The following is a 13,709-nucleotide window of genomic DNA, read 5'->3' as shown; positions in this document are numbered from 1 at the left end:
CCCCGAGGAGTCATGGCCACCGCTGACCGCTTCGCCGGCCCGCTCGCCTCGGCCTGGCCGGAGGTCGACATCGCCCGGCTCGAAAAGCTGCTCCTGCCGCCGGAGCTGGCCCTGCCGGTGCCCCCGGCGCTGCGGCGTGACACCTGGGCCGAGCCGCACGTGCACGGGCCAACGCTCGCCGACCTACGGGCGTCCGCCGAACGCGACCGGACCAGCCCGTGGCCGACCCCGCTGGCCAGCCAGTACGCCCGATACCACCGGGACGGCGACCGTGACACGTACGAGCGGCGAGTCTTCGCCCGGCAGCAGCGGCTCACCCGGGCCGCCGTCGTCGCCGCCGTCACCCTGGACGATGGCTGGCTCGACGAGGTCGTCGACGGGGTGACCCTGCTGTGCGAGCAGAGCACCTGGTGCTGGCCCGCCCACGACGACACCCACGCCGTGCACGGTGCGGTGCTGCCCACCGTGACCGACCCGTACCTCGACCTCGGCGCCGGCGAGGTCGCCGCCCAACTGGCCTGGATCGACCACCTGCTCGGCGAGCCGCTCGACGCGTACGCGCCCGGTCTGCGGGCCCGGGTCCGCCACGAGGTCGACCGGCGCGTGTTGACCCCGTTCACCACCCGCCGCGACTGGCACTGGCTCGGCCTCGACGGCGACGTGCACAACTGGAACCCGTGGATCCACGGCAACGTTCTCGTGGCCGCGCTGCGCCTGGTCGACGACCAGGCCCGGCGGGCCACGCTGGTCGACCTGGTCCTCGAAGGACTCGACCGGTACGTGGCGGCGCTGCCCGCCGACGGCGCTGTCGACGAGGGCTACGAGTACTGGTGGAACGGCGCCTGCCGGGCACTGGAGGCGATCGACATCCTGGCCCACGCCACGGGCGGCGCGCTGGACGGCGTGCCCGGTGACGCACTGCGCCACACCGTCGCCTTCCCGCACCGTGTACACCTGGGCGGCCCCTGGTACCTCAACCACGGCGACGGCGCCGCCCGGCCAACCACCAACCAGCCCTGGCATGCCCTGCACCGCGCCGCCCGCCGCGTCGGCGACCGGGACGCACAGGCCCACGCCGCCGCCCACCGCCGCCCCGACGCACCGGTCGGCGGCGTCGAACAGGGACTGGGGCGGCTGCTGCGGGCGCTGACCGACCCCGGCTGGGTCCGCGCCGCACCCGGCGTGTCGCCGCTACCGCGTGACGTGTGGCTGCCGTCCACCCAGGTCATGCTCGCCCGCTGCACCGCCGGCAGCGCGCAGGGTCTGACCCTCGCGGTCAAGGGCGGCCACAACGGCGAGCACCACAACCACAACGACGTCGGCAGCGTCGTGGTCGCCCTCAACGCGGTGCCGGTGCTCATCGACGCCGGCCGCCCCACCTACACGGCGCAGACGTTCGGCCCGGACCGGTACGGCATCTGGACCATGCGGAGCACCTGGCACAACGTCCCGCAGGTACGCGCCACCGGCCAGTCGCCCGGCCGGACCTTCGCCGCCCGCGACGTCACCCATGCCACCGACGACACCACGGCCAGGGCCACGATGGACATCGTCGCCGCGTACCCGCGCCCGGACCTGCGGCACTGGTGGCGCACCGCCCGGCTGGATCGGCGCCGTGGCCGCGTCGTGGTCGTCGACGCCTGGAAACTCGATCCGGCCACCGAGCCGCCGCCAACCCACGTCCACCTGCTGGTCGCCGGCCAGGTGCGGCTCGGCGGCGACCGCGCCGAGGTCACCGCGCTCGAAGGCGCCGGCCGGGTCGGGCTCAGCTGGCGGCCGGCGTCCGCCCCGTGTACCGCGACGGTGCGCCCGGTCGAGGACCCTATGCTCTTCGACGTGTGGGGGCCGCGGCTGAACCGGCTCGCGATCGACGTCACCGCGTTCGGACCAGCCGGCGAACTCGTCCTCATCGTGGAGGAACTCGCGCCGCACGAAGCGTTCCTCGGAGGTGCACCATGACTAAGGACAGTCCCGCCGCCGGCCCGGCGGAGACCCGTGGACCGCTGCAGGTCGCCCGCCGCCAGCAACTGCTGGAGGCGCTGCAACGCGACGGGGCGATGCGTGTCTCCGACCTGTCCCACGCGCTCGGTGCCGCGCCTGTCACCATCCGCCGCGACATCGCCCAGCTCGCGGCCGAAGGTCTGGTCAACCGGGTCCACGGTGGGGTCGCACTGATCACGCCGGAGGACCCCCCGACCGCCGACGAGGCACCCGGCGCGGGGCTCGACCCGCTGGACGGGCGCACCCTCGGCATGCTGGTGCCCTCGCTGGACTACTACTGGCCGGACGTGGCCCGCGGCGCCGAGGAAGCCGCCCGGGAGCTCGACATGCGCGTGGTGCTGCGCGGCTCCTCCTACGACACCGAGGACGACAAGCCCCAGCTCGCCCGGTTCGTGGAAAGGATGGCCGTCGACGGCCTGATCATCGCGCCGCGGATGGACGCGCCCACCTCCGAACGCACGATCAAGTGGCTCGACCAGCTCGGCTTCCCCGTCGTCCTGCTGGAACGCACCGCCACGGTGGGCAGCCACCACGCCGTGATGGAGTCGGTGGTCACCGACCACGCGCTCGGCGCGGCCCTGGCGGTCCGACACCTCACCTCCCTCGGCCACCGCAAGGTCGGCCTCGTGGTCGCCGCCAACAGCCCCACCAGCCGGCACGTGCGACGCGGCTGGCTCGACGCCACCGCGGAGTGCGGCCTGGACCCGGACGCCACCGTCGCGGCCGCGGTGCCGGACGCCCGCGCGGCGGAGCGCGACGCCGCGCTCGACGCCGTCCTCCACAGGTGTCAGGTGACCGGCACCACCGCGCTGCTGGTGCACGCTGACCCGGAGGCGATCGCGCTGGTCCAGCACTGCGAGGAGCGACACCTGGCGGTGCCCGGCGATCTCTCCATCGTGGCGTACGACGACGAGGTCGCCGAGCTGTTCAGTCCACCGCTGACCGCGGTCCGGCCGCCCCGACGCTCCATCGGCCGCGCCGCCGTTCGCCTGGTCGCCGACCGGCTCACCGACCCCGAGCGCCCCGCACACCGGGTCGTCATCAGCCCGTTCCTGCGGGTGCGCGAGTCGACCGCCCCGCCGCGCGACTGAGGTGCGGCTCCGCGCCGGGGCCGCATCTCGGTCGGGGCCCCGACCCGGTCGGCGTCGGGCGGCACCCGCACACCCCCGGATACCGAGCTCGTGCCCGGTCCGGAGGTGTGCGGGACGATCGTCAGACGGCCGTGCGCGACCACTGCTGGTTGGCGCCGGTGTTGCACGGATACTGCTTGAGGATCACGCCTTCCGCGGTCGATGCCGACGGCACATCCACGCACTTGCCGCTGTGCCGCGCCCGGAGCTGGAAGTAGCTGCCGTTGGTGACCATCTGGAACTGCTGGTTGGTGCCGGTGCCACAGGTGTACTGGACGAGTTCGGCGCCGTCGGCGGTGGAAGCGCTCACCACGTCGAGGCACTTTCCGCTGTGCCGGCTGATGATGCGCCACCAGCCGCTGCCGGCGTCGACGAACTGCCACTGCTGCCACGCGTTGCCGCCGTACGTGTACTGGCCGACGCGCGCGCCGTTGTCGGTGTTCGGTGCCTGGACGTCCATGGCCTTGCCGCTGTGCCGGACATCGATGCGGTAGAACGTCGCTGGCGGAGGCGTGGTGCCGCCGATGGTGTCGCCCCACCCGTAGCGGATCCGGTCGGCGCCGGAGGGGTTGCGGACGGTCAGGTTGAGGTTCGTGCCGCTGCCGCTGAGCGAGAACATCGAGTACCAGTCGTAGCCGATGGTGCCGGGCTTGCCGCCGAGGGCCGGCCAGTAGGTGCCGCCCATCCGGTTGTCGCGCATGACCTGGGCCATGGCGCGGATGTGGCGGACGAAGTTGTCGGTGCTGTTCGCGTCGGCGTAGTCGCGGCCGTCGTTCATCGGTGCGCCGAACTCGGTGGCGACCGCGCGGGAGGCGCAGGTGCCGAGGCGGGTCTGGATGTGGCTGCGGAAGGCGTCGTAGGTCATCGCGCCGTAGAAGAACGCGTAGTGGTGGAAGGAGAGCAGCGTCGCGGCGAAGCGGGGGTCGTTGCAGACGTCGCGCAGGTCCTGGCTGAAGCCGGTGCCGCCGACGAGCACCCGGCCGGGTACCGCCGAGTAGTGGTAGCTGAGCCAGTTGGCCGCGACGTCGCGCCACTCCGCCGAGCTGTAGCCGTGCGGCTCGTTCATCGGCTCGAAGTAGACGTTGGGGTTCGCGCCGTAGGTGTTGGTCACCGTGGACCACATCGTGTTCCAGGCGGCGAGGTTCGTGATCCGGCCGCCGGAGGCGGCGCCGTCCTCCCAGTAGGCCAGGATGACCTTGAAGCCCCGCGCGGTGGCGGCGTCGATCGCGCCCCGGTACGCCTCCCACCACGCCGTGCCCACGGTGTGCGTGTTGATCGGCAGCCGGACGGTGTTGACGCCCATGGTGGCCGCCATGTCGTCGTAGAGGGCGTTGGCCTTGGCCCGCACGGTCGCGTTGCTGTCGGACATGCTCAGGCCCTGCACGACGAGCGGGCCGGTGCTGAAGTTGTCGCCCAGCACCGCCCAGTTCATGCCGCGGAACTGGCTGGTGGCGGCGGTGGCCGGCGACGACGTGACGACGACGCCGCCGACCGACGCGGTCACCGCGGCCACCAGGGCGATCAACAGCCGGCGAAACGGCCGGGTGCGCCGCGACGGTCCTGATCGGAGACCATCAGACGACGTGATCCGTGCCGTGGAATGTCCCATCACTAGAACCGACCTCTCTGGTTCGGACATCGGACTGATGTCGTCTCTGTTACATCGGTAACGGAACCGCCAACGGGACACCAGCATTCGAACCCACACGTTCAGGAACATTCGGATTCGAACACCGGTTGCCGGGGCAGGAGGTCCGGCGGAACGTGGCGTCGGCCCGGTCCGTGCCAGTGCCGATCATGTCGATCCGTACCAGGTAGCTGCTGTGCCTGACGTACCGGTCGGGGAAGTTGTCGGACTGGAACGACGAGTGGCGGCCGGCGAGATCGCGCTGACGTGATCCAGCATGGCCGGGTGCCGCCGCGCTGGTGAGCGGGCTGCGGCTGGCCAGGCGGGCGGCCAGCCTGGGCAGCGTCAGCACACTGGTGGTGCACCCCCGGTCGATGTGGGCGGGATCGGTGGAGGCCGAGCAGTTGGCCGCCACCGACATCGGCGACGGACTGGTGCGCGTCTCCACCGACATCGAGGACACGGCCGACCTGGTGGACGACTTCCTCGCGGCGGCGGACAGGGCGACCGACGTGGGATAGTCCGTGCGGGCCGAAGACGGCGAGCGGGCCGTCTGCCAACCTGACAGCGAGAAGACGTCATGTCGCGGCCGGGCCGGCCGGCCACGCTTCCCGTCCTCTCGGCGGTGGGCCGGCGACCGCGGACCGCCTGGTGGGTTCGCCCTAACCGGCCCGACCCGAGTGGCGCATGACCCGGTGCGTGCTCGGCTATCCGACCGTGCTCGCGTGCGCGGTGGTGATGGGGCCGCTGCAGAACTACCCCACCCGGGAGTTCGCCGTCGCGGCCGGCAGCTACGGCGCGTTGGCGTCCAACCGGACCTGACGCACACCAGTGCCGCGTACGGCCTGGTGGCAGCGGCTTGGGCGGGCCTGGCGCCGGGCTCCTGCGGGCGGACGCTGATCAGGGGCTGGGTGGAGGGGACTTCGCGGCCGGCGGGCTGACCGTGCTGGCCGCCGTGGGCATGGGGGATCGCTCGGCGGCCACGTCCCGGGATCGGCCGGGCGGTGGTGGCGCCGTCGAGGCGCGGACGACGAGTTCGACCGGTTGGTCGGCCGCCGGTGGAAGCTCGACGTCCGGCTTCTCGATGACGTGTACCAGCAGCGTGAGGCCCTGCCGCGTGACCTTGTCGAACGGCTGCCGCACGGTGGTGAGCGGGGGAGTGACGTAGGCGGCGACCGGGATGTCGTCGAACCCGACGACGCTGATGTCCTCGGGCACCCGACGCCCGGCCTCGAGCTGCGCGCGGATGAGACCGATCGCCATGTCGTCGTTCGCGGCGAACACCGCGGTCACGGTGCCGTCGCCGGCCAGTTCCCGGCCCGCCGCGTAGCCGGACGCGGCCGACCAGTCGCCCTCGAGGACCGGCGGCTCGTCCGCGCCGTGGGCGCGCAGCGCCTCGCGCCAGCCGGCGATACGGTCCCGTGCCGAATACCACCGCTGCGGGCCGGCCAGGTGATGGACGGTCGCGTGCCCCAACTCCAGCAGGTGCTCGGTCGCGGCCCGCGCGAGCCGGCCCGCGCCGACCCTGGCGGTCACCAGCTGCGGCGCGGTGAAGGTGGGCGGCGCGCCGAGGACCAGGACCGGCACGTCCACGCTGATGAGGCCGACGCCCTCGTCGATCGGCTCGGAGATGACCACGCCGTCCACGCCCTGGTCCAGCAGCGACGCCAAGGCGCTCGCGATGCCGCCCGGGTCGCCCTCGATCGTGGTGACCACCCGCAGCGTGTAGCCCACCTCCCGGACCGCCCGCTCGATGCCCATGAGCCACGACGTCGGTCCGTACAAGGCGCTGCCGAGCGTCACCACGCCGATCGACCGGGTCCGCCCGGAGGCCAGCGCCCGGGCCACCTGGTTGCGCCGGTAGCCGAGCTCCTCGGCGGCGTCCAGGACCCGTCGGCGCACGTCGGCCGAGCGTGACCGTGACCGTCGGGCCGGTCGCGTGGAACCTCGACAGCACCTCGTACTGGTGGCCCAACGTGCCGTACCGGTCGGGGTACCGGGCGCAGCTGCACGGGCTGACGGTGCATGCCGTCACCGACGACGGCCGGACGAGTGACGCCGAGTACCGGTTCGGGTTCCGGGAGGCCACCCAGAACGGTGACTACTACTACCTCAACGGCGTGCGCGTGAACTTCCGCGGCGACAACCTCCAGGGTGCCGACTATGACCGGATCAACAACGGCGGCAAGGGCGACGCATACCACACCCTGCCTGGCTTCCTGCCCCCGTCGTCCGGCAACGGCGGCTGGCCGCAGGCGGTGGACAACTACCAGCGGCTGAACTACAACGTGGTGCGCATCCACCAGGAGCCCGGGAGCCCGTACATGTTGGATGTCGCCGACGAGATGGGCCTGATGATCATCGACGAGGTCGCGATTCGCGGCTCCCAATCCTCGCAGGAGTGGCAGAACTCCGTCGGGCGCGACAACATGATCAACCACGCCCGTGCGCTGGTCCTGCGCGACCGCAACCACCCCGCGATCGTCCGGTGGAGTCAGAACAACGAGCCGAACCAGAGCGGCCAGGATTCCGAACAGTTCGAGAAGGACCTGTACGCGGCGATGAACGGCGCCGACGGCACCCGGCCGATCATCGTTGAGGTGGGCGTCGGCGGGAATGTCAGCCTGTATCCCGGGATGACATACGCCAACTTCGCGGTGATCCCGCACTACGTCGACGGCTTCGGCAGGTACGGGGAGGGCCTGATCACCGTGAATGGGCGGCCCGACGGCGAGGGCGAGTACATCTGGCCGGCATGCAACAACAAGCAGGGCTTCGAGTGGTTCGCCACGGCAACCCTGGCCAAGCGCGGCAAGGGCGCCACCGACCTGCGTCCGTACACGCTGTTGTCCGCCTGGGCCAGCGTCGTGCCCGGCGTGCGGAGCACCGACTTCACCCCGGAGGAGGGTGGTCACCCCATCTACGGCGCCGACAACCTGCCCGACCCCTGGAGCAACCCACAGATCCAACGCGTGCAGGCGGCGTTCAACCCGGTGGCCGCGGTCGACCTCCCCTACTGGTCCGCCTCCGGCAACTCGGACTCGAACGGCACCTTCCCGCTGCCGCAGGCGGTGCCCAGCTACCCCCGCAACGCCACGGTGACCCGCACCATCACCGTGTTCAACGACGACTTCGTCGACACCTCGGTGGGCTTCACCTGGACGGCGCGCCTCGACAGCCCGACCGGCGCGGTCGTGGCGTCCGGCAGCACGGCCCTGACCATCCCGCTCGGCTCCCGGGCCACCCAGCCGGTGTCCTTCACCACCCCCACCACCGGCAGCCGCGTGTACCTGCAGCTATCGACCACGAAGTCCGGCAGCACCGTCTTCACCGACGCAGTCGAGTACTTCAACCTCAGCGGAGGCAGCGGAACCGGACCCACTCCCGGCACCTACCGCATCGTCAACCGCAACAGCGGCAAGCCCCTCGCCATCGCCGGCAACTCCACCGCCGACGGCGCCAAGACCGTCCAGCAGAGCGGCACCCCCACCTGGACGATCAGCACCACACAGGACGCCTACACGCTGCGCTACACCGCCTCCGGAAAGGTGCTCGACGTCAACGGCAGCAGCAGCACCCAGGGCCTGCAACTGCAGCAGTGGTCGGCAAACGGCGGCACCAACCAGATGTGGTACCTGCGGCCCACCAGCGACGGCTACTACACCATCGTCAGCCGCAGCAGCGGACTACTGGCCGACGTCTCCGGCGCCTCGACCAGCGACGGAGCGCAAGTCGTGCAGTGGACCGCCAACGGCGGGACCAACCAGCAGTGGCAGTTCGTACCCGCCTGACAGTGGCAAAGATGAGTGTCAAGTTCGGCCGCCCGGTAGCGGACTGCCGATTGTCGCGCCGACTCGGGGGCACGGTTTGTGCGCCCGAGTCGGCCACGATCCGATTGCGGTGGGATACGAGCTACCGATCCGGACAGACGCCAGCCTGGTCTGCTCGCTACCCGTACGTGAGCCAGGCACAGGGCGTCGCGGCTGAGTGCACGGACGGTCGAACGCGCGTACTGGCAAATCACCGGTCAGGTGAAGAGTTGCCGGAGCCGGGCTTCGATGAGCGGGAGTCCGTCGATCGGCACGTCGTAGTGGCCGGCGCCTTCGAGCACGCCGAGGTTGACGTCGTTCCCGTTGATCAGCATCTTGTTGACGGTGGCGTAGGTGACCGTGGCCGGACTGGTGATGTCGTCGGTGCCGTACAGCCACAGGATCGATCCGGGCAGCCTGGAGTTTTCCAGCCGTCCCTGGTTCTCGGCGTAGAACCGCTGGTTCTCGGGCAGCGCGTTGGGCGCGTCGCCACGTACCCCTGGGTAGGTGTCCAGGCGGTGCGCCGGGTCGTCCCGCAGGTAGTTCAGGATGTCCTGCCGGACCAGCCGGTTCAGGTCGGTCAGGCAGGCCCGCGAGTTGTCCTGGTAGATCCGCAGCATGTTCGGCCCGTACACCTGCCCGGGGTCGATGTCGTAGCCGGCGAGCCGCTGCGTCCGGGTGAAGTAGATCGTCTCCGCGTTGGCGAACACCAACTGGTCGATCTGGTGCGCGGTCGGCTCCCGGCCAGACCCGGCGGCGGCCCGGATGTCGCGCCACAGGACCTGGTTCATGGCTGGCACGTCCGGCACCGGGGCGAGGGTGATCGTGCCCCGGTAGTCCAGGGCCGGGTCGACCTGGCTTGCCTCCTCCGCGTAGGAGGCCGCGGCCAGTGCCGCGAAGCCGCCCTCCGACCACCCGGCCGGCACCCACTGCCCGGACAGGCGGGCGCCGAGGTACCGCTGCGCCGCCACCGCCGCGTAGATCATCGACTGGCCCTCGCTGGACAGGTCGTAGTAGCCGTGCCCCTCGACAACGCCCCGGTCCGGGTAGCCGAGCCCTTCGTAGTCGGGCGCCACGATGGCGATCCCCATCCCGAGGACGGCGGCGAACAGGGCAGCGTTCGGACCGTCCGCCCAGACGCCGCGCTGCTCCAACTGGACGCTGGGCGCGCACTCCGGCGCCCAGCCAACCGTGCCGTGCCCCCACACCATCAGCGGCCACCCGCCCGACGGCGGCGCTGCGGTCGGCACGAACAGCATCGCGGTCGCGTCAACCGGCCCGCCGCGGATCCCCGGCATTTGATACCCGATCAGTTCGCCGTCGGCCACCGCCGCTACCTCCGGTGGCACGTTGTGCAGGGCGGTGGGGGTTCCGATCAGGTCACCGGCGCGCGGCAGGCCGTTGCCGCCGGGTCCGTCGGCCGCCCGGGCGGGTGCGGCGAGGCACGCCGCGAGTAGCACAACCAGAAGCAGCGGTACGAAGAATGCGGACCGGTACGACGCCTGGCCGGCCCGGGTCACCGGTTCACCGCGACGACGGACGTCGGCGCCGGCCCGGTGGCACACGGCGTGGTTGGTTGGCCGGCCGGCGGTACAGGGCGACGAGCATCGGCGACTGCCGGCGCCGCCACCATGCCCTGGTCCACCGGCACCAGGGCCAGCGCGGCCCGCAACACCCCGGCTTGTCGCCCGGGTGGACCACCCCGCACCGGTGACTCCACCATCGCTGTCTCCACCTCCGGGTTGAGTCGCCCCCGAGGAAGCGGTCCAGGGACGCGGTCGGCCGGCTCTGAGACGTATCGTATGGCGCTGGCGGAGGGCGGCTCCGGTAAATCGACGGTGTCCCGTTCGGAAACCCGGCGGCAGACGCTGACCTGACTGTGCGGGTGGCGCGGTCGCTCTGCCCGCCTGGATCCTCGATGAGGTGGTCGGCCCTGCGGTCGCCGTTGAGGTCGGCGAACCGGACCCGGGAACCGGACACGCCGGCCCCCGACGCGAGCAGGCCGTCGAACCTCCAGCCGAAGCGTGGCTGCCTTCTTCTGCAACGATCGGCATCCACTTCGCGGCGGCCGGCACGCGTCAGATCGCCGGCGTGGTGGCGACCGCGTACATCGCAGCAGACACCACCGCCGGCAGCCGGTGCCACGGCACCTCACCGGGCCGGCGAATGACGAGATCGGCGATGATGACAGGATGGGCATGACTCAATTCGTTGATCAACACGGCGTGGAAACCTTGATGATCTTCCGAACCGGTCATGCCCGTCCTGCTGCCGCCGACAATGGCGCTACGGTGTGGTGACGCTCAGCGAAGGCGTCTGTGGTGCGCCGTTGACGAGGAACCCGAACGTGGTCGAGGCGTTGGCGGCCAGCGACCCGTTGTACGCCGCACTGCGCACCGTCACCGACGAACCGCTGGTGCTCAGCGTGCCGTTCCAGAGCTGGCTGATGGTGGCGCCGCCGGTCAGGGTCCACCGCACGGTCCACCCGTCGATCGGTGCGCTGCCCGCCGTCACCGTCACCTCGGCCTGGTACCCGCCCGACCACGTGTTGACGATTCGGTACGTCGCGCTGACCTGGCCGGTGGGCGCCGGGGTGGTCGTCGTCGTGTCGGCGTCACCGGCGGGATCGTCGGACTGGCCGAGCCCGGGACGAACTCCCACCTGGTGCCGGACGACGTCGCGTCGGCGGCGAGGCGGTCGCGGGCGGTGGTGTCGCCGTACAGGCTCCACCGCATCCAGTCGACGTAGGTTCTGACGGCGCGGCTGTCGGAGAAGTAGCTGCTGTGGTCCCCGCCGGCGAAGGTGAGGAACGCCTTGGGGGCGGGCATCTCCGCATACGACTGGCGGGCCGAGGAGTATGTCGTCAACGGGTCCCGGTCGCCGTGGATGAACAGCACGTTGGCGTGGACCGCGCTGCTCGGACTGCCCATCCTGACGCTGGACATCGCGACCGCTGCCGTGATCCGCGCGTCGGGGAACGCGGTGAGCAGCGCGTTGGTGGTCATGCCGCCCATGGAGTAGCCGGACACACCGACGTTTGCCGTGTCGATGTGGCCGGCCAGCGGGTCACTGCCGGTGTTCAGGGCCAGCGTCCGGGTGATGGCTTCGGAGACGTCCCGGGGCAGTTCGCCGTTGTAGGTGTCGCCGACGCTGACCCTGGTGAAGACGGGGGCCGGGACGATGAACCCGGCCGCCGCCATCGGGCGGATGTGCGCCAGGGCGCCCTGAGGGCTGGCGCCACTGCCGTGCGTGTACTGGCAGACGGGGAAGACGCCCGGCGCGACCGGTGCGTTGGTGGTGGGGCCGCTGCCGGCCGGGCCGGTAGCGGGGTAGTAGACGAAGGTGGTCACCTGGCGGCTGCCGCGCGTCCAGTTGTACTGGCGCACACCCACCGCGAAGGGCGTGGTAGGCGCGGTCCGCAGCGGGCCGACGGTGTCGGCCTGGGCCTGCCAGGTGCCGAGCAGGGACGCCGCCCCCACGCCCGCCGCGCCGGCTGCGCCCAGCCTCAGAAAGTTGCGTCGTTGCATGGATGTCACTCCAGTTCGGTGAGAGGTCCCCGTCGCGCAGTCAGCGGAGGCTCCAGCGCTGGTTCGACCCGCCGGTACACGTCCAGAGGAGGATCCGGGTGCCGTTGGCGGTTCCGCCCGACTCGGCGTCCAGGCACAGGCCGGACTGGGCGCCGCTGATCGTGCCGTTGGCGTTGACGTTCCACAGTTGGTTGGCGCCGCCGGTGCAGTCCCAGATGGTGGCCCTCGTCCCGGGGGACGTGCCGCCGCCCTCGGCGTCCAGGCACTTGGTGCCGTACACCCGCAGTTGTCCCGCGCCGGTGCGTTCCCAGCGCTGGTTGGACCCGCCGTTGCAGTCCCAGAGCGCCACCGCGGTGCCGCTCACCTGTGACGCGTTGGCCACGTCCACGCAGCGGCCGGAGGCCGCACCGACGATCGCGCCGGCCGTCGAGGGTGACGAGGGCGGTGGGGTGGTCGAGGCGTCAAGACCGAAGAAGTGGATGGTCTCGTCCGCGAGAATCTGCAGGTTGTGCGGTTGGCCGGTCTCCTGGATCGCTTCGACACCACTGCCGTAGCGAGTGCGGACCCAGCCGGAGCGGGGTTGGTTCTGCTCCGTGGATGTCGGCGTCTGGCTGACGCCGAGCACGTTGGTCCACTGCTTGATCTCTTCACCGAAGTTGGGGAAGCGCAGGGTGTCGTCGTTGGTGCCGTGCCACAGTTGCACCCGTGGTCGGGCACCGGAGTAGCCGGGGTAGGCGGCTCGTACCGTGTCGCCCCACTGCTGGGCCGACCGGATGACCTGTCCGTTGGCACAGGCGGTGTGCCACGAACTGGTGCCGGCGAAACACCCGAACGGCACGCCGGCGTACGCCGATCCGGCACGGAACACGTCGGGGTACGCGCCGAGCAACACATTGGTCATCATGCCGCCGGACGAATGACCCGTCACGAAGACGCGCCCCGGATCCGCGGCGTACCGCTGCTTGACATAGTTCACCATCGACGCGATGCCGAGGGAGTCACCGCCGCCGTTGTGGCTCAGCGAGGCGGTGGAGTGGACGTCCCAGCACCCGTCGCTGCTGGGCGCCGACGGGTAGATGACGATGAAGCCGTAGCGGTCGGCCAGGGACGCGTAGCCGGTGCCGCGGTAGAAGTCCGAAGCGGTGCCGTGACACCAGTGCACCCCCACCACGACCGCCGGATTCGGTGTGACGCTCGCCGGGACGTACAGGAACATCCGCGTCCCGCTCGGATTGTTGCCGAAGTTGGTGATCTCCTGGAGCGAGGCGGCAGCCGCCGGCGGTGCCACCACCAGCGCACCGAGGACGACGGCCACGATGCTCGCGGCCACGACGGCGATCAGGGAGCGGAGCCGGTTCGCGGCGCGGCGGCGGCCCATCAGTAGTCCGCCCGTCCGCCCCGGACCACGCAGGACCGGTTGTTCTCCCAGCCCCAGCCGTCGCCGTCGGGGTCGCTGCCGGCGCTGGCGCAGTACGGGTATCCGTTGGGCGCGGTGGCCGCGGGAGACGGCGTGCCGCTGTCCGCCCGTCCGCCCCGGACCACGCAGGACCGGTTGTTCTCCCAGCCCCAGCCGTCGCCGTCGGGGTCGCTGCCGGCGCTGGCGCAGTACGGGTGT

At 71.3% G+C, this 13,709-nt stretch carries 14 protein-coding genes; 5 read left to right on the top strand and 9 right to left on the bottom strand.

Translation table 11 applies throughout. The annotated features are described in order from the left end of the window. Positions 1-12 precede the first annotated feature (12 nt). Together ACZ6O5_RS25895 and ACZ6O5_RS25890 are read left to right on the top strand one after the other, a co-directional pair. Positions 13-1,959 carry a heparinase gene (locus ACZ6O5_RS25895; protein ID WP_465980334.1) on the top strand — a complete coding sequence of 649 codons (1,947 nt, stop codon included), beginning with the start codon at positions 13-15 and terminating at the stop codon, positions 1,957-1,959. Continuing rightward, on the top strand, positions 1,956-3,092 hold the full coding sequence (locus tag ACZ6O5_RS25890) for a LacI family DNA-binding transcriptional regulator (RefSeq protein WP_465980333.1): 1,137 nt from the start codon (positions 1,956-1,958) through the stop codon (positions 3,090-3,092). Before ACZ6O5_RS25895 ends, ACZ6O5_RS25890 begins: the two co-directional genes overlap by 4 nt. A 121-nt stretch (positions 3,093-3,213) precedes the next feature. On the opposite strand, the gene ACZ6O5_RS25885 is transcribed toward ACZ6O5_RS25890, so the two are convergent. Beyond that, the gene (locus tag ACZ6O5_RS25885) at positions 3,214-4,656 is read right to left on the bottom strand and encodes an RICIN domain-containing protein (RefSeq protein ID WP_465980332.1); all 1,443 of its coding nucleotides are present in this window, start codon (positions 4,654-4,656) and stop codon (positions 3,214-3,216) included. 133 nt (positions 4,657-4,789) lie between these two features. Continuing rightward, positions 4,790-5,110, bottom strand: a complete 321-nt coding sequence (locus ACZ6O5_RS25880) for an AbfB domain-containing protein (RefSeq protein WP_465980331.1) — start codon at positions 5,108-5,110, stop codon at positions 4,790-4,792. On the opposite strand from ACZ6O5_RS25880, the gene ACZ6O5_RS25875 reads away from it, so the two are divergent. Together ACZ6O5_RS25875 and ACZ6O5_RS25870 are read left to right on the top strand one after the other, a co-directional pair. Then, positions 5,058-5,279, top strand: coding sequence for a PLP-dependent transferase (locus tag ACZ6O5_RS25875; RefSeq protein WP_465980330.1), 222 nt, complete (start codon positions 5,058-5,060; stop codon positions 5,277-5,279). The two genes, ACZ6O5_RS25880 and ACZ6O5_RS25875, sit on opposite strands and share 53 nt — an antisense overlap. Positions 5,280-5,445: 166 nt before the next feature. Then, on the top strand, positions 5,446-5,580 hold the full coding sequence (locus ACZ6O5_RS25870; protein ID WP_465980329.1) for a hypothetical protein: 135 nt from the start codon (positions 5,446-5,448) through the stop codon (positions 5,578-5,580). A 78-nt stretch (positions 5,581-5,658) separates the two neighbouring features. Here the strand turns inward: ACZ6O5_RS25870 and ACZ6O5_RS25865 are convergent, their stop codons facing one another. After that, positions 5,659-6,660, bottom strand: a complete 1,002-nt coding sequence (locus ACZ6O5_RS25865; RefSeq protein WP_465980328.1) for a LacI family DNA-binding transcriptional regulator — start codon at positions 6,658-6,660, stop codon at positions 5,659-5,661. A gap of 11 nt (positions 6,661-6,671) precedes the next feature. On the opposite strand from ACZ6O5_RS25865, the gene ACZ6O5_RS25860 reads away from it, so the two are divergent. Next, positions 6,672-8,549: an RICIN domain-containing protein gene (locus tag ACZ6O5_RS25860; RefSeq protein WP_465980327.1), complete on the top strand. Its 1,878-nt coding sequence runs from the start codon at positions 6,672-6,674 to the stop codon at positions 8,547-8,549. A gap of 236 nt (positions 8,550-8,785) precedes the next feature. On the opposite strand, the gene ACZ6O5_RS25855 is transcribed toward ACZ6O5_RS25860, so the two are convergent. The 6 genes from ACZ6O5_RS25855 to ACZ6O5_RS25830 all read right to left on the bottom strand — a co-directional run. Next, positions 8,786-10,087, bottom strand: coding sequence for a hypothetical protein (locus ACZ6O5_RS25855; RefSeq protein WP_465980326.1), 1,302 nt, complete (start codon positions 10,085-10,087; stop codon positions 8,786-8,788). 558 nt (positions 10,088-10,645) lie between these two features. After that, positions 10,646-10,825 carry a hypothetical protein gene (locus tag ACZ6O5_RS25850; protein WP_465980325.1) on the bottom strand — a complete coding sequence of 60 codons (180 nt, stop codon included), beginning with the start codon at positions 10,823-10,825 and terminating at the stop codon, positions 10,646-10,648. Between the two features lie 28 nt (positions 10,826-10,853). Continuing rightward, on the bottom strand, positions 10,854-11,087 hold the full coding sequence (locus ACZ6O5_RS25845; protein WP_465980324.1) for a cellulose binding domain-containing protein: 234 nt from the start codon (positions 11,085-11,087) through the stop codon (positions 10,854-10,856). Then, positions 11,084-12,094 carry an alpha/beta hydrolase family protein gene (locus ACZ6O5_RS25840; RefSeq protein WP_465980323.1) on the bottom strand — a complete coding sequence of 337 codons (1,011 nt, stop codon included), beginning with the start codon at positions 12,092-12,094 and terminating at the stop codon, positions 11,084-11,086. The genes ACZ6O5_RS25845 and ACZ6O5_RS25840 overlap by 4 nt, the downstream gene beginning before the upstream one ends. Positions 12,095-12,134: 40 nt before the next feature. Then, entirely contained in the window at positions 12,135-13,472 is a 1,338-nt protein-coding gene (locus ACZ6O5_RS25835) for an extracellular catalytic domain type 1 short-chain-length polyhydroxyalkanoate depolymerase (RefSeq protein ID WP_465980322.1), read from the bottom strand. Further along, positions 13,472-13,709: carbohydrate-binding domain-containing protein (locus ACZ6O5_RS25830; RefSeq protein ID WP_465980321.1), on the bottom strand; the 238-nt coding region annotated here is incomplete at its 5' end. The genes ACZ6O5_RS25835 and ACZ6O5_RS25830, both read right to left, overlap by 1 nt.

The organism is Micromonospora sp. NPDC049201 (genome assembly GCF_055586805.1).
Note: the sequence above shows the minus strand (reverse complement) of the source record. Positions and strands in the feature narration are given on the sequence as shown.